Origin of the sequence: Falsirhodobacter sp. 20TX0035, assembly GCF_028307215.1 — a bacterium.
In the GTDB taxonomy this organism is placed as follows: domain Bacteria; phylum Pseudomonadota; class Alphaproteobacteria; order Rhodobacterales; family Rhodobacteraceae; genus Falsirhodobacter.
Genome location: NZ_JAQMHV010000002.1, coordinates 1 through 19,069, shown reverse-complemented (window position 1 = coordinate 19,069; position 19,069 = coordinate 1). Strand labels below are relative to the sequence as shown.

The following is a 19,069-nucleotide window of genomic DNA, read 5'->3' as shown; positions in this document are numbered from 1 at the left end:
AAAAGGGAATATCTGGCCCGACGCCAGATGAAGGAGCGCGCCCATGCTGACACGGATCAGTCCTTCCACCGGGGCGGGATCGCCGGAGGTTGTGGGGTTTCACGATCCGGAGACCGGGTCATGCCAGTATCTGGTGATCGATCCGGCCACGCGGGCGGCGGCGCTGATCGACATCGTGATGGATTTCGACCCGGTGGCGTGCCGAACCTCGTATGCGTCGGCCGAATGGGCGTTGGGGCTGGTGGCAGCGCAGGGCGCGGATCTGCGGCTGATTCTGGACACGCATCCCCATGCGGATCATCTGTCGGCCGGAGACTGGCTGCGGGGGCGGACGGGCGCGCCCTTGTGGTCGGGGGCCAAGGTGCGCGAGATCGCGGCGCTGTGGGAAGGCTTCTACAACGCGCCGGGGATGTTCGACCCGGACGCCGATTTCGACCGGCTGCTGGAGGATGGCGAGACGTTCCGGCTGGGCGATCTGGAGGTGCGGGTGATGCTGTCGCCGGGGCACACGCTGGGATCGGTCAGCTTCGTGATCGGGGATGCCGCGTTTGTGCATGACACGTTCATGCAGCCCGACAGCGGCACCTCGCGCGCGGATTTCCCGGGTGGGTCGGCGGCGGCGCTGCATGACAGCCTGATGGCGATCCTGGCGCTGCCGGACGACACGCGGCTGTTCATCGGTCACGATTACGGCACGGCCGAACGGACGGAGCCCGCGTGGGAAAGCACGGTGGCCGAGCAGCGGGCGTTGAACACCCATCTGGGCGGCGGCGTGGGACGCGAGGCGTTCATCGCGCGGCGCGAGGCGCGGGACGCGACGCTGAAGCTGCCGCGGCGGATGCTGCACGCGTTGCAGGTGAACCTGCGCGGGGGCAAGCTGCCGGTGGACGCCGACGGGCGCAGCTTCTTCAAACTGCCGGCGAACCTGTTCTGATCAGGCCTTCGCCCGGGCGCGAAGGCCGAGGAGGAGCGCGTTGATGAGGTAGCGCGGGTTTGCGGGGCTTTGGCGCCAGGCGCGGGCGGCGTGGGCCGCGGCCTGCGGCAGCGCGCCCGCCCGGCGATGCGCGCTGGCCAGACGGTGGTGGTGATGGGCGCGCGCGCCGGGGTGGCGGTCGATCAGGGCGGCATGGCGCTTCAGGATCATCTCTTGCGCCACAAGGCGGTTGGGGTGGGAACGGGTCATGGAGTTCGGGGACATCCGCTGGATCACGAGGTCGGCGTCCACGAAATCCACGGGGCCCTCGGCGGCGATGCGGAGCATCAGCTCCCAATCCTCCAGCGCCGGAAGGGTTTCGTCGAAGCCGCCGACGCGGTCGAACACGTCGCGGCGCAGGACCAGAAGCTGGGTGGACAGACAGCTGCCGCGCACGAGGCTGGGCAGGATGTGTCCGTGCAGCGGGGAAAGGGAACGGTCAGGGATGCGGGCGGTGACGGGGGTGCCCGGATGCGCGTCGGCCTTGACCAGCATCCCGCAATAGGAGGCGACGAAGTCCGAGCCTTCGAGCCGGCGCATCTGGGCCGAGAGCTTGCCGGGAAGCCAGAGATCGTCGCTGTCCTGGAACGCGATCCAGGGGGCGCGGGCGTGTGCGACGCCGTGGTTGCGGGCCGACGACGCGCCCTTGCCCGCCGTGTTGGCGATCAGGGACAGGCGCGGATCATTGATGGCGGCGACCGTGTCCCATGTGCCGTCGGTGGAGGCGTCGTCGACGACGATGACCTCGATTTCGGAGAAGTCCTGGTCGAGGACGCTGCGGACCGCCTCGGCCACGGTGGTGGCGCGGTTGAAGGCGGGGAGGATCACGGACACGCGGGGTGGGGTCATGTGGGATGTCCGTGCAGGGCCGGGCGGCGGATGTGCACCGGGTCGAACCGGCTGAGGCGCAGCGGCGGGCGGAGGTTGATGGGCGCGGGCGGGGGGGCCTCGCTGTCGTGGGTGCGGCTGTAAAGGAAGACCCCCGCGCCGATGTAGAACATGACAAAGCTGCTGAACGCGCCCCAGATGTGGACCGTGGCCAGCGCGAACATCAGCGCGACAAGGCTGATGGCGTGGCCGACCCGCAGGCGCGCCAGCGCCCGGTCGGGCAGGCGCGCGCCCACGACCCGCCACAGGTGCAGCAGGAACAGGCCCAGCGTCAGCCCGCCGCCGACAAGGCCGTAGCGCATGCATTGCATCAGCCAGAAGTTGTCGACCGAGTTGGTGAGCCAAGGGGGCCGCGGCCAGTCGTTGAAGCCGATGCCGAAAAGGGGGTTGTCCATCACTGCGGCCCATCCGTAGTCGAAGATCAGGATGCGGACATAGCTGGAAAAGGCGTTGAACGTGAACGTCCCGATCAGGAGCGTGACGGGCGTGCGGTTCGACGACAGGTCGATCACGACATAAAGGATCGCGAAGAGGAGGAGCAGCAGCTTCCACCGCCCGCGGGTGGCGACGTTCCACGCCAGCAGCATCACCTGAAGCGACATCACCATCATCGCGCCCGAGGACATGGAGGAGAAGCTGGAATAGACGAGGAAGGGCAGAAGGAGCGCGAGCCGCCACCACGATTTCGACAGCATGAAGACGTTGGCGATGGAAAGCGCGCCAAACATGCCCCACAGGATGGGGTGTTCGAATGGGCCGTAGACGCGTTCGAGGCCCATGCGGCCATAGGCGCTTTGCTGGCGGTAGGAGGTGTCGCCCAAGGGGGCGAGGAGGTCGTGGATGACGAGCTGCCCCGTCCGGTTTTCGATGATGGTGGCGGGCAGAAGGCACAGGATCGCGATCACGAGGCAGCGCCACACGAGGCGGTAGTCGCCTTCCGACTGCACGAGGATGCGGGCGACGAAGTAGCCGCCCACAAGCTCCACCGCCGTGATGGCGGCGAAGGGCAGGCGCGCGCCGCCCGTGACCACGCCGAGCGAGAGGATCATCCAGCCCGCCAGCGCCAGCATTGTGACATCAAGCGCGGTGACGCGCCCGGCGCGGCGGCGCAGCACCATCGCGATGCACGGCAGCACCCCGATCAGCAGCAGCGCCCGGCTGGGCGACAGGCGCAGGCCACCGAATTCGCGCGACACGGGCAGCAGCATGGAGATCAGCATCACCACGAGGCAGGCGGTGCGCGCCCGGGATCCTTGCGCCGCCCGGTCCGGGGCGGGGATGTCCGTGATGTCCGTGGTTGCCACCGGGGGGCCCTTTGCAAGGGGGTCGTGTTGAGTTGGGGCGGGGTTCGACGGTGAGTCAATAACTACCTTGGGTTGTGCTGTAAAAATATTATGAGAATTGTAGAATTGCCGGATTGCCGGGTGGGGATGACGCGCGTAGCCTTTGTTCATGGGCAGATAGGATGGTTGAATGGTGACCTTGGGGTCGGTCAGCGCGGGGCGCGACAACAACCTTAACCTGTTGAGGATGATCGCGGCGACCGCGGTCCTCGTCTCGCACGCCGTTCCGATCACGCTGGGCCCGGAGGTGGGCGACCCGCCGGGGGAGCTGGAGTTGCTGGAAGCGCTGGAGCGGCTGGAGGCGCTGGTGGGGATGTCCCTGGGCGGCATCGCGGTGCTGGTGTTCTTCATCCTGTCGGGCTTTCTGATTGCGGCCAGCGCCACGCGCGGCGACGGGCGGACCTTTCTGGTGTCGCGCGCGCTGCGCCTGCTGCCGGGGCTGGTGGTCAGCGTGCTGGTGGTGGCCTTCGGGCTGGGGCTGCTGGTCACGGAGCTGCCGGCGGGCGTGTATCTGACGCATCCGGAGGTGTACGAGTTCGTGCTGCGCAACAGCCTGCTGCTGCATCCGTCCTATACTCTGCCCGGGGTGTTCGAGGATCTTCCATGGCCCACGGTCGAAGGGTCGATCTGGACGCTGCGGTATGAGGCGTTTTGCTATGCCGGGGTGTTTCTGGCCGCGCTGGCGGGGCTGGTGCGTCCGTCCGCGGGGGCGGTGCTGGCCCTGGCGGTAATCGTGGCCTTCTGGCTGATGCAGGAGATGGGGCTGCTGCCCCTGCCGCGGCTGATCCGGTCGCTGCCCGAACTGGGGTTGGCCTTCGGGATCGGGGTGGCCGCTTATGTCTGGCGCGCCCGGATCGTGCTGAGCCTGCCGGTGGCCCTTGGCCTGATGGCGGCGGCCTATCTGGTGGGGGGCAATCTGGCAGGCGAGGCGCTGTTTCTGGTGACGCTGGCCTATGTGACCTTCTGGCTGGCCTATGTGCCGGGGGGGTGGATCCGCGGCTACAACCGGGTGGGGGATTATTCCTACGGCACCTACATCTATGCCTTTCCAGTGCAGGGGCTGGTGGTGTGGCTGTTCGGGCCGCAGACGCCGATGGAGAACGTGATCTACGCCCTGCCGCCCACGCTGGTCTGCGCCGTGCTGTCCTGGCATCTGGTGGAACAGCCGGCGCTGCGGTGGAAGACGATTTTTGCGTCGCGGGGCCGTGCGCCCGCGGCGCCGGTGGCCTGAGGATGGCGGGGCCGAAGCGCATCCTGGCCGTCGCCTCGGGCGGGGGGCACTGGCAGCAGCTGATGCTGCTGCGCGGTGCGTTCGAGGCGCATGAGCTGCATTTCGCGACGACGTTGCCGGGGCTGCCCGAGGCGTTCGACGCGCGGCCGGCGACCATCATCCCCGATTGCAACCGCAACGCGCCGCTGGCGGTGCTGCGCACGACATGGGCCCTTCTGCGCCGGATGATCGCGCGGCGGCCGGACGTGGTGATTTCGACCGGGGCGCTGCCGGGGGTGATTGCCTTGGCCTTGGGGCGGCTGTTCGGGGCGCGGACCATCTGGGTGGACAGCGTGGCCAATGCCGAGGAGATGTCAATGTCGGGCCGCTTGGCCCGGCGCGTCGCCCATCTGTGGCTGAGCCAGTGGGAGCATGTAGCCCGGGATGCGGGCGCCGAATATGCGGGGGCGGTGCTGTGATCTTTGCGACCGTGGGCACGCAGCTGCCCTTTCCGCGCCTGATCGACGCGCTGGCGGCGCTGGCCCCCGATCTGGGGGAGCCGGTGGTGGCGCAGGCCGGCCCGGGGGAAGCCGCACGGCCGGGGCTGGACCTGCGCGAGAGCCTGACACCGGACGCGTTTTCCGACCTGTTCCGGGCGGCGCGGGTGGTGGTGGCCCATGCGGGGATCGGGACGGTGCTGTCGGCGCGGCGTTTCGGCAAGCCGCTGGTGGTGCTGCCGCGCCGTCACGGGCTGGGCGAGCATCGCAACGACCACCAGTCGGCTACGGCGCGGCAGTTGCAGGGACTTCCCGGCATCTATGTGGCGTGGGAGGTGCCGGATCTGGCCGCGCTGCTGCGGCAAGGGGATCTGGAGCCGGCGCGGGACGGGCGCAGCCCTTCGCATCAGGCGCTGCTGGCGCGGTTGCGGGATTTCGTGGGGTGATGCGGGGACTCGCCTTGGTGCTGGCTTTGCTGGGATGGGCGGGCGCGGGTTGGGCGCAGGTGTTCGTCGCGGAAGGACCGGGGCCGGGGGTGGGAACGCGGGAGGCGCCCTTTGCCACGCTGGACCTTGCGCTGGACGCCGTGCCTGAAGGCGGCCGGATCGTGGTGCTGCCGGGGGAGTATGGGGCGGTGAAGATCCGCGACCGTCGTCCCCCTGCCCCCGTGGTGATCGAGGCGGAGGGGGCGCATGCGACATCGCTTTCGATCGCGGGAAGTTCGGATCTGGATCTGCGGGGGTGGTCGGTCTGGCCCTTGGTGGCCGGGGGGGCGGCGGGGCCGCTGGTGGGGGTGGACAAGACCAGTTCGCGCCTTCGGCTGGCAGGGATGGACCTGATGGGCGGGCCGGGGGGCGCCGATTACATGGCGTGGTCGGAAGGGGACTGGGCGGCTTGGCGGCGGGATGGGCTAACGGTGGCGGGCGATCACGTGACGGTGGAGGGCAACCGGCTGCGCGGGGTGGATTTCGGGATCACGGTTTCGGGCACTCACGCCCGGGTGCTGGACAACCGGGTGGAGGGGTTCGGCGGCGACGGGATGCGGGGGCTGGGGGATGGCGGGCTGTTCCGGGGGAACCGGGTGCAGGATGCGTTCGGTCTGGATGACAACCACGATGACGGGTTCCAGTCCTGGGCGCCGCGGGGGGGCGGGGCGATCCGCGATGTGGTGATCGAGGGGAACACGATCCTGGAATGGACGGGGGCGCCGGATCATCCGCTGCGCGGGTCCTTGCAGGGGATCGGCCTGTTCGACGGGGTGTTCGAGAATTTCGTGATCCGCAACAACCTGATCGTGGTGGGGGCGTGGCACGGCATCTCCCTCTATGGCGGGATCGGGGGGGAGATCGTGAACAACACGGTTCTGGCCCCCGAGGGGGCGGAGCCGGGGCGGGGCTGGATCATGGTCAGCCCGCTGAAGAACGGGCCGCCCAGCCGGGACGTGGCGGTGTTCAACAACCTGGCGGGCGATTTCGTCGGGCAGGCGACGGAGGTGGGGAACCTGCGTGTGACCGGGCGCACCCGCTTTGTCGGCTTTGCCGATGCGGCGGCGGGGGATTACACGCCGGTGGGCCCGTTCCGCGACATGGGGCGCGCGGCGGGGGCGCCGGGGGGTGATCTGCGCGGCGTGGCGCGGCCGCAGGGCGGTGGCGTGGACATGGGCGCGCTGGAAGCGCAATAGCGCACCGTCATGGGAACGTGACCAAAAGTATAATTTTCTCCTCGCCAATCGTGTATAGGTGGTCCATGCCGGGTCCGTTCGATGATGCACGGGTTGGACGGAAGAAGGGGGCGGAATGGGCATAGTCTTTGTGGCGGCGGTTGTGGCCTATGCGGTCGCAGGGCTCGTGTGGTTCCTGACGGGATCGCTTTGGTTCGCACTGGTGGCCCTTCTGGTGTCGGGCGTGCCGGCCGTGGCGGTGATCGTGCTGATTCGTCTGCGGAGAAAGGTCCGACGGGCTGCAGAGCCCCGTCGACAGGGGGTTCACGACCACGGTCGCTGAGGGTGCCGCTTTTGGCCGTGTCCGGGAAACGGAACACCCTGTGGCGGATGGAGCCTCAAATAAAGGCAATTCGAATAAAATTTTGCGGATTGTGCACGAAAGCGTGATCTTTTGCTTGAGCGGACGCTCCCGTTAGGGTTGTGTTAACCATATCCGGCATGCTGCCGAGGTTGATCGTTCCTTATTGTTCCTTCCCCCCTGGTCCCTTGTTGTTTTGGTGAATGGCATGCGTGTGAAACCCGTGTTCGTCGGACGGGAGGCGAGCCTTGGGGCCGGTGCGGGCCGGGCCCGCCTTCGGCTTTATCGCGGTGGGGGCAAGCGGGCGGTGGACGTCGCCCTGTGCCTTCTGCTTCTTCCCGTGATCCTTCCGGTGATCCTGTGCCTTTGGCTGCTGGTGCGGCTGGACGGCGGGCCCGGCTTCTTCATCCAGCCGCGCGTGGGGCTGGGGGCGCGGGTCTTTCCCTGCTGGAAGCTGCGCACCATGGTCGTGGACGCCGAAGCCGCGTTGCAGCGGATGTGCGACAGCGATCCGGTGCGCGCGCAGGAATGGCTGGTGAACCAGAAGCTGATGGACGATCCGCGCATCACCCCCCTCGGGCGGCTGCTGCGCGCGACCTCGCTGGACGAACTGCCGCAGATCTTCAACGTGCTGACCGGCGACATGAGCTTTGTTGGCCCGCGCCCTTTCCTGAAGGATCAGGAGGCGCTGTACCGCGCGGCGGGCGGGCGGGTGTATTTCCGGATGCGTCCGGGCATCACCGGCCTGTGGCAGGTGGAAGGGCGCAACGCCACCACCTTCGTGGCGCGGGTGCAGTATGACGCGCGCTATTTCCGCAACCTTGGCCTGCGGCAGGACTTCGGGCTGCTGGTGAAGACGGCGATGATCGTGGTCAAGCGCACGGGGCATTGATCGGCCCCCGTCTTGGCAAGGCCCGTCGCGCGCGGTAGCGTGGGGGCCGGCGCGCCATGCCCCCCCCTGCACCGTCAGGGCCCACAGCTGCCGGCTGGCGGGCGGAACATCGACCACAGGTTTGTCCCCCCTCCGGCCCCCGTGCGCGCCGCCCAAGGAAGGACATGACCATGACAGAACTGCCCCGGATCGACCGCATCCGCCACGACACCCGCCGCCGCACCCTGACCGTCGCCCGGACCGAGCGTCTGACCCCCCACATGATCCGCCTGACACTGGCGGGGCCGGATCTGGAAGGGTTCCACAGCGCGGGGTTCGACGATCACATCAAGCTGTTCGTTCCGAAGGACGGGGGCGAGGCGATGCGCGATTACACCCCCCGGCGGTTCGGACCTGAAGGGCTGGTGGTGGACGTGGTGGATCATCCGGGCGGGCCGGCCGCAGACTGGGCGCGGACGGCGGTGGCGGGCGACACGCTGACCATCGGCGGGCCGCGTGGCTCCAAGGTGATCGGCGGGCCGATCGACCACTGGCTTCTGGTGGGGGACGAAACCGCGTTGCCCGCCATCGGCCGCCGGATCGAGGAGGCGCCGGCGGGCACCGCGATCACGGCGATCGTGGCTGTGCCTTCAGCCGCGGACGAGCAGGTGTTCGAGACAAAGGCCGCCCTGTCGATCCGCTGGGTGCATCGGGACGCGGCGGAGTCGCACCGCGCCGAGCCGATGATGGCGGCGCTGGAGGCGGTGACGCTGCCGCCCCGCACCTTTGCCTGGATCGCGGCCGAGGCCGGAGTGGCACGCGCGCTGCGCGACCGGCTGGTGGAACGCGGGCTGCCGCGCGAATGGACGGCGGCGGCCGGTTACTGGCTGCGGGGCGTGGCGGATTCGGCCGTCAAGGACCTGTAGGGGGCGGCGGACCGTCCCCCGGCGGTTCATTCCAGTTCGGGGTGCTGGCCGACAAGGCGTTCGCGCTTCTGGCGCAGGGCCTCCAGATCAGCCTCCAGCTTCAGGATGTCGGCGTCCACATCCTCCACCCGCTGTTCGATGCGGTCGTAGGTTTCCTGAAGCAGCACGGCGGCTTCTTGCGCGCTGGAGGCGTTCGGCGTGTCGCCGCGCAGGGGGCGGTTGGCGGTTTCGGGCAGGAACACCGCCGTCAGCAGGCCGATCACCGCCGCCACCATCAGGTAGAAGGCGGGCACCATCAGGTTGTCGGTGCGTTCCACCAGAAGGGCCGCGATGGTGGGCGTCAGGCCCGCCACGATGATCGCCACGTTGAACGAACTGGCCAGCGCGCTGTAGCGGATGCGGGTGGGGAACAGCGCCGGCAGGGTGGACGCCATGACGCCCGTGAAGCAGTTCAGGATCACGGCAAGGATCAGGAGGCCGAGGAAGATCCGCGGCGCGCTGTCGCTGCCGATCAGGGCGAAGGACGGCACCGCCAGCACCACGAGGCCGAGGCTGCCCGCGATCAGGAAGGGCCGCCGGCCGATCTTGTCGCTGAGGAAACCGACCACGGGCTGGACGAACAGCATCCCGATCATCACCGCGATGATGATCATGACCCCGTTCTGCTGCGAATAGCCGAGGTTGCTGGACAAGTAGGTCGGCATGTAGGTCAGCAGCATGTAGTAGGTGACGTTGGTGACCAGCACCATGCCCATGCAGACCAGAAGCGCCTTGCGATACTTGTGCGCGATCTCGCGGATGGACACGCGGGGATGGTCCTGCACGTCGCCCTTGTCGCCCTGCTCCATCTTCTCCAGGTGCTGGGTGAAGGCGGGCGTTTCTTCGACCGCGTGGCGCAGGTAGAGGCCGAGAAGCCCGAGGGGGCCCGCAACGAAGAACGGCACGCGCCAGCCCCAGTCGAGGAAGGCGGGTTCGCCCATCATGGATTGCAGCAGCACCACAAGGCCCGCGCCCGCGACGAAGCCCACGATGGAGCCGAAGTCGAGCCAACTTCCCAGAAAGCCGCGCCGCCGGTCGGGCGCGTATTCGGCCACGAAGATCGCGGCCCCCGTGTATTCGCCGCCGACCGAGAAGCCCTGCGCCAGCTTGCACAGCAAGAGAAGGACGGGCGCCCAGATGCCGATGGTGGCGTAGGAGGGGATCAGGCCGATGCAGAACGTGCTGACGGCCATGATGACGATGGTCAGCGACAGCACCTTCTGCCGGCCCAACCGGTCACCGATGATGCCGAAGAACACGCCGCCGAGGGGCCGGACGAGGAAGGGGATCGAAAAGGTGCCGAGGGCCGCGATCGTCTGCACGGCGGGGGAGGCCGAGGGGAAGAAGACCTGACCCAGGGCGTAGGCGACGAAGCCGTAGACGCCGAAGTCGAACCACTCCATCGCGTTGCCGAGGGCGGCCGCCGTCACGCTTTTCTTCAGGGTCGCGGGATCGATGACGGTGATGTCGTCGATGCCCAGGGGATCGTTCGCGGCGGAGGAGCCTGCGGGGGGTGTCATGCATGTGTCCTTTGGTTGTGCCGATCTTGGTGTCGAACATGCGGGGGACCCCACCATATCGCGCGGTGACACGATTTATCCACCCCCGGCGGCGATTTCGGGGCGGGTCGGAACTGGATGATGATGCTGCGCATTAGGGGATGCGAACAGACGGAATACCATGCACATCATGCACATAGCACTCGGCGGCTGCCTGAAGGCGCCGCCGGTTCAATACGGCTTGTCCGAGGACACCGGCGGGCACATCGCCTATGTCCTTGGGGCCGCCACGCGTCAGGCGGCGCAGCCCGGGGTGACGCAGGTGGACGTGGTCACCCGTGCCTTTGACAGCTTCGGCCCGGACTATGCGCGGGCGGAGGAACCGCTGGGGCCAAAGGCGCGCATCCTGCGGTTGCGGACGGCCGACGGCCGCTATCTGACCAAGGGCGCGCTGTGGGCCGAGGTTCCGGCGCTGCGCGACGCGCTGGCCGCGCGTTTGCGGCAGGGGCCGCGCCCCGACCTTCTGCACGCGCATTTCGCCGATGCGGGCGAGGTGGCGCTGGAAGTGGGCGCGATGTTTGGGATTCCGGTTGTCTATACCCCGCATTCGCTGGCGCTGGACAAGGTGGGCGGGGCGGCGGACACGCGGCGCGTGATGGCCGAGCGCCGCATCATCGCACAGGCGGACGCCATCGTCGTGTCCAGCCGGGATGAGGCGGAGCGTCAGGTGCCGGCATATGACGCGGGGGCGATCGGGCGGACGCACCGCATCGGGCCCGGCGTCTGCGCCGTGGCGCGAGAGGCGGGGGCGGCGCGGCGGTTGCTGGCGGGGATGCTGGACGATCCGGACCGGCCGATGATCCTTGCGATCGCGCGGCCGGTGGCGAAGAAGAATTTGGGCGCCTTGGTGCGGGCCTATGCGGGCGATGTGGCGCTGCGGGGGATGGCGAACCTCGTGATCCTGGCGGGGCAGCATGCGACAGCGGATGCGGACGCGCAGGCGGTGCTGGCGGGGCTGCGCGCCGACGGGGCAGGGCTGGAGGGGCGGTTCGCCCTGCCCGCCGCCCATGACACGCGGGACGTGGCGGCCTTGTACCGGATGGCGGCGGGAACGCGCGGGGTCTTCGTGAACCCCGCGCTGTTCGAGCCGTTCGGCCTGACGCTGCTGGAGGCGGCGCAGGCCGGATTGCCTGTGGTGGCGACGCGGCATGGCGGCCCCTCGGCCATTCTGGGGGATCTGGGGAACGGGCGGCTGGTGGAGCCTTTGGACGAGGCTGGCATTGCGGCGGCCTGTCGGGCGCTGATCGGGGATGCGGGGGAATGGGACCGGGCTTCGGCCAACGGGAGGGCGGGGATCGGTCGGTATGACTGGGACCGCTATGCTGTGGACAGCGTGCGGGTCTATGCGGGCCTGCGGCGCGGGGCGCGGCCGGTGCGGTTGGGGGCGGCGCGCCTTCTGGCCTGCGACATCGACAACACGCTGACGGGCTGCGCGCCGGGGGCCCGCGCCTTTGCGCGCTGGACGGAAGGGGCGGACCTGTCCTTTGTCGTGGCAACGGGGCGGTCCCTGCCCGAAGCGCGCGCCGTCTTGCGCCAGTGGGAGCTGCCGGAGCCGGAGGCCTTCATCACCTCGGTCGGGACGGAGGTGTTTCTTTGGGGCGACCGGGGGCTGCGTCTGTGCGAGGCGTATGACCGGCGGATCGGCGCAAGCTGGGACCGGGCGGCGGTGCAGGGCGTGGTGGCGGGGCTGGACCCGGCTTGGCAGGCCGACGTGGACCAGAAGCGGCACAAGATCAGCCTGTTCGGCGATGCCGGGATGGCGGCGCGTGTGCTGGCGGCGCTGGATCGGGCGGGGCTTGTGGCGCAGGTCGTGCATTCGCATGACCGGCTGATCGACATCCTGCCGCCCGCGGCCGGAAAGGCCGCGGCCATCGCGGCGGTGGCGGCGCGTTACGGGCTGGGGCTGGCGGACTGCATCGCGGCGGGCGACAGCGGCAACGATTTCGACATGCTGGACCGCTGCGGCGCGGCCATCGTGGTGGCGAACGCCAGCGCGGAACTGGCGGGCCTGCGGCCCCGTGCCGGGCTGATGCGCGTGGGCCAGCCCTTTGCCCGCGGCGTGCTGGAAGGATTGGAGCGGATCGCATGAGGCCCATCGGCTATTTTGTCCACCATCAGGGGCGCGGCCATGCCGAACGCTGCGCGGCGCTGGTGAACGCGCTTCCGGCCGGACGGCCCGTGACGATCTTCTGCGCGCGCGACGACATCTTTCCCCCCCTGCGCGACGGCGTGACGGTGATCCGCATCCCGTCCCTGTTCGAGGCGGCGGGGACGGAGCCTGCGACGATGGACTGGGTGCCCACGCCCGCGACGCTGCACTGCGCGCCCTTGGGCTGGCCCGGCATCCGCGTGGCCATGGCGCGCATCGCGGGATGGTTCGCCGAAACCTCCCCCGCGCTGATGATCTGCGACGTGTCGGCCGAGGTGGCGCAGCTGGCGCGCATCTGTTCCGTGCCGCACGTGAAGGTGGTGCAGCACGGCGACCGGGGCGATCCCGGGCACCGCGCCGCTTATGACGGGGCGGCGGGGTTGCTGGCACCTTTCCACGAGGCGCTGGCCCAGCCGGACTGGGACGCGGGGATGCGCGCGCGCATGTTTTTCGCCCCCGGCCTTGGCTGCCCCGCCGGCCCGCGGGTGGACCGGGCGGCGGCGCGGGCGCGGCTGGGGCTGGACGCGGACCGCCGGGTGGTGCTGGTCGTGTCGGGCCAAGGCGGGAACGGTTTCGCGCAGGCGCCCCTTGGCGTGGGCGCGCGCGCCACGCCCGACGCGCAATGGATCACCGTGGGGCATGTCGAACGGGACTGGCACGCGACCGAACCGTCGAACCTGACCCATGAAGGCTGGGTGGACGGCGTGGCGGATCACGTCGCGGCGGCGGACGTGATCGTCGCCTCCACCGGGAACACGACGTGCCAGCAGATCCTGGCGGCGGGCAAACCGTGGATCGCCGTGCCCGAATGGCGCTATTTCGACGAACAGGTGCGCAAGGCGCAGGCCTTGGACGCGGCGGGCGTGGCGCTGCACCTTCCGCATCTGCCGTCGTCCGCCCACGCCTGGCACCGGGCGCTGGCCGAGGTGGAAGCGCGCCACGATCCCGCCCGTCAGGCCGCGCTGGCCGGAACCGATGGTGCCCCGCAGGCCGCCGCTTGGGTGGAGGGGCTGATCGACCGCCTGTGGCCCGCGCAACCCGCCAACATCATTCCCTTGTCTTCCGTATCCTGAGGTTCTTTCCATGACACTCCCTTCGGTTTCCGTTCTCACCATCGCCTCGGGCCGTGACGCGCATCTGCGCAACGTGATGATCGGCCTGTCCCGCCAGACGGTGCGGCCGGTTGAACTGATCATCGCCCACATGCAGGAGGCGCCCTATGCAGACCTGCCCGCCATGCCGTTCCCCGTGCGCCAGATCCCGGTGACGGGGGCGGAGCTGCCCCTGGCGCGCGCGCGGAACGAGGCCGCGAAGGCCGCAACGGGCGATCTGCTGATCTTTCTGGACGTGGACTGCATCCCGACCCCTACGCTGGTGGAGGATTACCTGTCCGCCGGTTTCGACGGGCTGATGATGGGCGAGGTGATGTATCTGCCCGGCGGCGCCGTCACCCCCGGCTGGACCAGCGCCGGATTCGACGCCATGGCTGTGCGCCATTCCGACCGTCAGGGCCCGCCCGCCGAAGGGGTGGAGATCTGCACCGACTACCGCTGCTTCTGGTCGCTGAACTTTGCGCTGCCCGCCGCGATCTTCCACCGCATCGGCGGGTTCGACGAACGCTTCACCGGGTATGGCGGCGAGGATACGGATTTCGGCAAGACGCTGTCGATGGCGGGCGAAAAGATCGGCTGGATCCCCGGCGCGAAGGTGCATCACCAGTATCATCCGCATCACATGCCCCCCGTGCACCATCTGCACAGCGTGGTCCGCAACTCGGAGCTGTTCGCGCGCAAATGGGGTTACCGCACCATGGAGCATTGGCTTTACGCCTTCATGCTGATGGGGCTGATCGACAATTCCGGCCCCCGCATCCGCATCCTGCGCGAGGCGGAGGAGGGCGACATCGCCTATACCCGCCAGCACGCGCACATGCCCTATGCCAACACCGCCAGCGTCATCCGGCGACTGAAGGAGGAAAAGGCGGCCGCCGACGATGCCGGACAGAAGGCGCTGCTGCAACCGGCCATCGCGGCGGAATGATGCGGATCGCCGTTGTCTCGCACGTGCGGCATCCGATCGCGCAGCCGTTCATGGGCGGGATGGAGGCGCATTCCTGGGGGTTGGTGCAGGGACTGATGGCGCGGGGGCACGACGTGACGCTGTTCGCCGCGGGCGACAGCGATCCGGCCTTCCGCATCCATCCGGTCCTGCCCGAGCATTACGACCGCCGCTATCCGTGGAGCGAATATGTGGAGACGCGGGTGCTGCACGACTACCTCGACGCCTCGTTCGAGGACGCGGCGCGGGCGCTGCTGGCGGGCGGGTTCGACGTGGTGCACAACAACTCGCTTCACCGCTATCCGCCGCGGCTGGCGCGGCAGCACCGGGTGCCGATGGTCAGTTCGCTGCACATCCCGCCCTTTGACGCGATCCACCGGGCGGTGCGGGAAAGCACGGCACCGTGGTCGCTGTTCACCGTCACCTCGGCCCGGCAGCTGGAGAGCTGGTGGCCGGAGGGGCCGCCCGCGGCCGCGCATGTGGCGCATAACGGGATCGATCTTGCGCAATGGCCCTTCGTGGCGGCGGGGGATGGCAGTGCGGTCTGGGCCGGGCGCATCGCGCGCACCAAGGGGCCGCATCTGGCGGTGCAGGCGGCGCTGCGGCTGGGGATGCCCCTGACCCTGTTTGGCGTGATCGAGGATGCGGAGTATTGGGAGGCGGAGATCCGTCCCCATCTGGGCGGTCGCATCCGGCATGGCGGGCATCTGGCGCCGCGCGAACTGGCGGCGGAGATGGGGCGCGCCTCGGTCCTGTTGTTCACGCCGCTTTGGGACGAACCCTTCGGCCTTGCGGCGGTGGAGGCGATGGCCTGCGGGCTGCCGGTGGCCGCGCTGGACATGGGCGCCGTGCGCGAGATCGCGGGCGAAGCGGGGCGCTATGCCGCGCCGGACGATCCGGCCGGGTTCGACGCAGCGATCCGCGCGGCGCTGGCGATCCCGCGCAGCGTGCCGCGCGCGCGAGTGGAGGCGATGTTCACGCGCGACCGGATGATCGACCGCTATGAGGGCTTGTATCGCGGGGCGCGGGCGGGGCTGGACGCGCCCGACGATCCGGTGGTGTTTCCCGAGATCGAGCTTCCGGCGTTGCGTCCGGAGCGGGTGGTTTTGGGCTGACGCATCGGGCGTAGTTCACCGCCTTCACAACCCTTGCCGGTTGGAACAGGGGAACCGCGCCATGCGGGGTGTCGGTTTGGGGCGGGCCTGCTGAACCGCCGTTGCTTCGCCGAAGGCCCGATCAAGCGCCCCTTTCATCGCCGGAGGGCGGAGGGCATTCCCTTCGCGCGGATCACGGCCGCGTTTCGGCCCGCCTTTGCAAGGCGGGCCGTGCCTGTGCGTGGGGTCAGGACTTGCCGCGCTTGGGCTTGGCGGGCTCGGATTCCTTGTCGGCGCTGCCTTCGACGCTGCCGGAAAGTGCAGTGGGGGCGGCGTCGCGGCTTTGGCCGCCGAGCATGCCGCCGACTTCACCCCCCTCCTCGGGGATGTCGAGTTCTTCCTTGGCGCGGTTCCAATGCTCCTCGTGCCGGCCATGGGGCTGGCCTTCTTCTTCCCACAGTTGATGGGCACGTGTGCGGATAGCGTTGTCGCGGTCCATGTGATCCTCCGTCTGTTTGGGAAGGGGAAACCCCCGCCGAGGGGGCAATGTTCCGCCGCGCCGAATGCCCTATTCGGGCAGAATCCTTCACGTGGAAACAGGCAAACTGCCTGCGCATGCATCTTTTGCCCAAGGGGCAGCAGATCGTGACAGGTTTATTAGATTAATTTTTAGTCAAAAGCATAGGAAGTGCTGCGGCTTTTTGGTCACAGGATGGTGATTTCTGCGGACTTTCTTAGCCTTTCGTTAACTTCTGCCTCGGGACATTTTGACACAACCCATGGTTGGAATAACCCTCCTTTCAGTTGCATCGCGCGGGCCGCATCTGCGCTTCATCAGGAAAAAGGGACGGATATATGGCGATTGGTGATAGTATCAGCAACGGATACCAAGTCTTCACGCAAAGTTCTCCTGCTTTAACCGGTGGCACGACCAACATCGACGTTGTCTCACTGCTTCCGGTACGCACGGGTGACTCGGTCGGTATTCTGACCGGCCTGAATGGCGTCCTGACTGCAAGCCCAACCTTCACGGAAGCCGCTCAGATCGGCACAGGGCAGATTGCGACGGCAGGCCTTCTTCTTCCCGTGAGCGGGCGCTTTGTTCTGGACACCTCGGGGCAGGTCTATTTCGTTCCGAACGCCATCAGCGGGGTGCTTGCCACACAGCTGTCTGCGCTGCCTGTCGTTTCGGGATATTCGGGCATAAACAACTTTATCTATGACACCGCTGCCACGAACAACCTGACTGGCACCGCCGGCGGCGACATCATCTATGGCGGCGCGGAAGGTGCGAACAGCACCCCCATTACGAACAATACGGGCAATGACACGATCAACGCTGGTGCCGGCAACGATGTGGTATTCGGCCAAGACGGCAACGACACGATCCAAGGCGGTGCGGGTGGCGATACGCTGTATGGCGGGGCGGGCACCGACACGGTCAGCTATTCCGACTCGACGACCGGTGTAACGGTCAACCTCGCAACGGGTGTGAACAGTGGCGGCGACGCAGCTGGAGACTTCCTGGGCGGCTTCGAAAACATCACAGGTTCGGCGTTTGCCGACTCGCTGACCGGCGATGCAAACGCGAACGTCCTCTTCGGCGGTGCGGGCGCGGACACACTGACTGGTGGCGACGGCAATGACACGGTTGTCGGCGGAGCGGGTGCGGACGTGCTGTTCGGCGGCAACGGCTCGGACACGCTGGGATATGCCGCGTCCACCGCCGGTGTGAACGTGAACCTTGGCACGGGCGCTGGCATTGGCGGCGACGCTGAGGGCGACGTGATCAGCGGGTTCGAGAACGTGAACGGCTCGGCGTTTGACGACACGCTGACGGGGGACGCCAACGCCAACACGCTGACGGGCAATGCGGGCAACGACGTGCTGGACGGCGGTGCGGGCAACGACTCCCTTTCAGGCGGTGCGGGCAACGACACGGTTGTGGGCGGTGCGGGGGCGGATACGCTGGACGGCGGGGCGGACACGGACACGCTGTCCTATGCCGGTTCGACGGTGGGCGTGGCGGTGAACCTGGCAACGAGCTCGGCTTCGGGCGGTGACGCCGAAGGCGACGTGATCAGCAACTTCGAGAACGTGACCGGTTCGGCGGGCAACGACACGCTGACGGGGGATGCCAACGCCAACGTGATCGCGGCGGGCAACGGGGCCGACCTGATCGACGCGGGCGCGGGCAATGACAACGTCACCGCCGGCGCGGGCAACGACACTGTCATCGGCGGCGCGGGGGCGGACACGCTGAACGGCGGCGCGGATGTGGACACGCTGTCCTATTCCGGATCGACGGCGGGCGTGGCGGTGGACCTGGCCACGGGCGCGGCCTCGGGCGGGGACGCGGCGGGCGACGTGATCGCCAACTTCGAGAACCTGACGGGTTCGGCCTTTGCCGACACGCTGACGGGGGATGCCAACGCCAACACGATCGCGGGCGGCGCGGGCGCGGACGTGATCGACGCCGGGGCCGGCAACGACAACGTGGACGCGGGCGCGGGCAACGACACGGTTGTGGGCGGCGCGGGGGCGGACACGCTGAACGGCGGGGCGGATGTGGACACGCTGTCCTATGCCGCATCGACCGCGGGTGTGTCGGTGAACCTGACCACGGGCGTGGGCACGGGCGGCGACGCGCAGGGCGACGTGGTCAGCAACTTCGAGAACCTGACGGGTTCGGCCTTCAACGACGCGCTGACGGGGGATGCGGGCGCCAACACGATCGTGGCCGGCGACGGGGCCGACGTGATCGACGCGGGCGCGGGCAACGACAGCGTGGACGCGGGCGCGGGCGACGACACGGTGATCGGCGGCGCGGGTGCGGACACGCTGGCGGGCGGGGCGGGCACGGACACGCTGTCCTATGCCGGGTCGGCCACGGGCGTGAACGTGAACCTGGGCACGGGCGCCGTGTCGGGCGGCGACGCCGCGGGCGACGTGATCACCGGGTTCGAGAACCTGGCGGGTTCGGCCGGCAACGACACCCTCACGGGGGACGCGAACGCCAACGTGATCGACGGCGGCGCGGGCAACGATACGCTGGCCGGCGGCGCGGGGGCCGACACGCTTCTGGGCGGCGCGGGCGCGGACTCGCTTCTGGGCGGGGACGGCAATGACAGCCTGAACGGCGGCGACGGCGACGACACCCTGATCGGCGGGGCGGGCAGCGACACGCTGACCGGCGGCCTGGGCAACAACCGCCTCGTCTTCGGGCGCGGCGACGTGGCCACGGCGGGGGCCGGCAACGACACCTTCGTTCTGGACAACTTGCTGGACAACCCGTCCAACGATCCGAACACCCCGGACGCTGTGATCACTGTTGCGGGCGGCGATCAGGACACGGTTCCCGGCAGCGCCGACATCCTGGACCTGAGCGGGGCCACTGGCTGGCGCAACCTGCCCGGCAACGTGGCGGGCACGGGCCAGATC

Annotated in this window: 17 protein-coding genes; 13 read left to right on the top strand and 4 right to left on the bottom strand. The window is 68.7% G+C overall.

Going from position 1 to position 19,069, the window contains the following annotated elements; genetic code table 11:
* Positions 1-43: 43 nt before the first annotated feature.
* Entirely contained in the window at positions 44-934 is an 891-nt protein-coding gene (locus PIJ50_RS04135) for an MBL fold metallo-hydrolase (protein WP_271972988.1), read from the top strand.
* Here the strand turns inward: PIJ50_RS04135 and PIJ50_RS04130 are convergent, their stop codons facing one another.
* Both PIJ50_RS04130 and PIJ50_RS04125 read right to left on the bottom strand, forming a co-directional pair.
* Positions 935-1,822, bottom strand: coding sequence for a glycosyltransferase family 2 protein (locus PIJ50_RS04130; RefSeq protein WP_271972987.1), 888 nt, complete (start codon positions 1,820-1,822; stop codon positions 935-937).
* Positions 1,819-3,165 carry a hypothetical protein gene (locus tag PIJ50_RS04125; RefSeq protein WP_271972985.1) on the bottom strand — a complete coding sequence of 449 codons (1,347 nt, stop codon included), beginning with the start codon at positions 3,163-3,165 and terminating at the stop codon, positions 1,819-1,821. Before PIJ50_RS04125 ends, PIJ50_RS04130 begins: the two co-directional genes overlap by 4 nt.
* Before the next feature lie 169 nt (positions 3,166-3,334).
* Here PIJ50_RS04125 and PIJ50_RS04120 point away from each other — a divergent pair, with 169 nt between their 5' ends.
* From PIJ50_RS04120 to PIJ50_RS04090, 7 genes are all read left to right on the top strand, one after another.
* Positions 3,335-4,435, top strand: coding sequence for an acyltransferase family protein (locus tag PIJ50_RS04120; protein ID WP_271972983.1), 1,101 nt, complete (start codon positions 3,335-3,337; stop codon positions 4,433-4,435).
* A gap of 2 nt (positions 4,436-4,437) precedes the next feature.
* Positions 4,438-4,893 (top strand): glycosyltransferase family protein, encoded by a 456-nt coding sequence (locus PIJ50_RS04115; RefSeq protein WP_271972981.1) that lies wholly within the window; start codon positions 4,438-4,440, stop codon positions 4,891-4,893.
* Complete coding sequence (locus tag PIJ50_RS04110; protein ID WP_271972980.1) at positions 4,890-5,357, top strand: glycosyltransferase; 468 nt, start codon at positions 4,890-4,892, stop codon at positions 5,355-5,357. The genes PIJ50_RS04115 and PIJ50_RS04110 overlap by 4 nt, the downstream gene beginning before the upstream one ends.
* Positions 5,357-6,592: a right-handed parallel beta-helix repeat-containing protein gene (locus tag PIJ50_RS04105; protein WP_271972978.1), complete on the top strand. Its 1,236-nt coding sequence runs from the start codon at positions 5,357-5,359 to the stop codon at positions 6,590-6,592. Before PIJ50_RS04110 ends, PIJ50_RS04105 begins: the two co-directional genes overlap by 1 nt.
* Before the next feature lie 115 nt (positions 6,593-6,707).
* Positions 6,708-6,914: a hypothetical protein gene (locus PIJ50_RS04100; protein WP_271972976.1), complete on the top strand. Its 207-nt coding sequence runs from the start codon at positions 6,708-6,710 to the stop codon at positions 6,912-6,914.
* 226 nt (positions 6,915-7,140) lie between these two features.
* Positions 7,141-7,824: a sugar transferase gene (locus PIJ50_RS04095; protein WP_271972974.1), complete on the top strand. Its 684-nt coding sequence runs from the start codon at positions 7,141-7,143 to the stop codon at positions 7,822-7,824.
* A gap of 170 nt (positions 7,825-7,994) precedes the next feature.
* Entirely contained in the window at positions 7,995-8,729 is a 735-nt protein-coding gene (locus PIJ50_RS04090; RefSeq protein WP_271972972.1) for a siderophore-interacting protein, read from the top strand.
* Positions 8,730-8,755: 26 nt separating this feature from the next.
* Here the strand turns inward: PIJ50_RS04090 and proP are convergent, their stop codons facing one another.
* Positions 8,756-10,288: a glycine betaine/L-proline transporter ProP gene (gene proP / locus PIJ50_RS04085; protein WP_271972970.1), complete on the bottom strand. Its 1,533-nt coding sequence runs from the start codon at positions 10,286-10,288 to the stop codon at positions 8,756-8,758.
* Positions 10,289-10,448: 160 nt separating this feature from the next.
* On the opposite strand from proP, the gene PIJ50_RS04080 reads away from it, so the two are divergent.
* The 4 genes from PIJ50_RS04080 to PIJ50_RS04065 are packed head-to-tail and all read left to right on the top strand — an operon-like array spanning position 10,449 to position 15,649.
* Positions 10,449-12,416 carry an HAD-IIB family hydrolase gene (locus PIJ50_RS04080; protein WP_271972968.1) on the top strand — a complete coding sequence of 656 codons (1,968 nt, stop codon included), beginning with the start codon at positions 10,449-10,451 and terminating at the stop codon, positions 12,414-12,416.
* Positions 12,413-13,549 (top strand): glycosyltransferase, encoded by a 1,137-nt coding sequence (locus PIJ50_RS04075; RefSeq protein ID WP_271972966.1) that lies wholly within the window; start codon positions 12,413-12,415, stop codon positions 13,547-13,549. Before PIJ50_RS04080 ends, PIJ50_RS04075 begins: the two co-directional genes overlap by 4 nt.
* A 10-nt stretch (positions 13,550-13,559) precedes the next feature.
* Positions 13,560-14,516, top strand: a complete 957-nt coding sequence (locus PIJ50_RS04070; protein WP_271972964.1) for a glycosyltransferase family 2 protein — start codon at positions 13,560-13,562, stop codon at positions 14,514-14,516.
* On the top strand, positions 14,516-15,649 hold the full coding sequence (locus tag PIJ50_RS04065; RefSeq protein ID WP_271972962.1) for a glycosyltransferase: 1,134 nt from the start codon (positions 14,516-14,518) through the stop codon (positions 15,647-15,649). Before PIJ50_RS04070 ends, PIJ50_RS04065 begins: the two co-directional genes overlap by 1 nt.
* 226 nt (positions 15,650-15,875) lie before the next feature.
* On the opposite strand, the gene PIJ50_RS04060 is transcribed toward PIJ50_RS04065, so the two are convergent.
* Complete coding sequence (locus PIJ50_RS04060) at positions 15,876-16,127, bottom strand: DUF2934 domain-containing protein (RefSeq protein ID WP_271972961.1); 252 nt, start codon at positions 16,125-16,127, stop codon at positions 15,876-15,878.
* Between the two features lie 587 nt (positions 16,128-16,714).
* On the opposite strand from PIJ50_RS04060, the gene PIJ50_RS04055 reads away from it, so the two are divergent.
* On the top strand, positions 16,715-19,069 hold a 2,355-nt coding region (locus PIJ50_RS04055), incomplete at its 3' end, for a beta strand repeat-containing protein (RefSeq protein WP_271972959.1).

Bases quoted from the DNA above. Each gene is read 5' to 3' on its own strand.
- PIJ50_RS04120 (WP_271972983.1), top strand. From the start codon at position 3,335: ATGGTGACCTTGGGGTCGGTCAGCGCGGGGCGCGACAACAACCTTAAC.
- PIJ50_RS04130 (WP_271972987.1), bottom strand. From the start codon at position 1,822: ATGACCCCACCCCGCGTGTCCGTGATCCTCCCCGCCTTCAACCGCGCC.
- PIJ50_RS04105 (WP_271972978.1), top strand. From the start codon at position 5,357: ATGCGGGGACTCGCCTTGGTGCTGGCTTTGCTGGGATGGGCGGGCGCG.
- proP (WP_271972970.1), bottom strand. From the start codon at position 10,288: ATGACACCCCCCGCAGGCTCCTCCGCCGCGAACGATCCCCTGGGCATC.
- PIJ50_RS04095 (WP_271972974.1), top strand. From the start codon at position 7,141: ATGCGTGTGAAACCCGTGTTCGTCGGACGGGAGGCGAGCCTTGGGGCC.
- PIJ50_RS04100 (WP_271972976.1), top strand. From the start codon at position 6,708: ATGGGCATAGTCTTTGTGGCGGCGGTTGTGGCCTATGCGGTCGCAGGG.
- PIJ50_RS04065 (WP_271972962.1), top strand. From the start codon at position 14,516: ATGCGGATCGCCGTTGTCTCGCACGTGCGGCATCCGATCGCGCAGCCG.
- PIJ50_RS04135 (WP_271972988.1), top strand. From the start codon at position 44: ATGCTGACACGGATCAGTCCTTCCACCGGGGCGGGATCGCCGGAGGTT.
- PIJ50_RS04075 (WP_271972966.1), top strand. From the start codon at position 12,413: ATGAGGCCCATCGGCTATTTTGTCCACCATCAGGGGCGCGGCCATGCC.
- PIJ50_RS04080 (WP_271972968.1), top strand. From the start codon at position 10,449: ATGCACATCATGCACATAGCACTCGGCGGCTGCCTGAAGGCGCCGCCG.
- PIJ50_RS04090 (WP_271972972.1), top strand. From the start codon at position 7,995: ATGACAGAACTGCCCCGGATCGACCGCATCCGCCACGACACCCGCCGC.
- PIJ50_RS04060 (WP_271972961.1), bottom strand. From the start codon at position 16,127: ATGGACCGCGACAACGCTATCCGCACACGTGCCCATCAACTGTGGGAA.
- PIJ50_RS04115 (WP_271972981.1), top strand. From the start codon at position 4,438: ATGGCGGGGCCGAAGCGCATCCTGGCCGTCGCCTCGGGCGGGGGGCAC.
- PIJ50_RS04070 (WP_271972964.1), top strand. From the start codon at position 13,560: ATGACACTCCCTTCGGTTTCCGTTCTCACCATCGCCTCGGGCCGTGAC.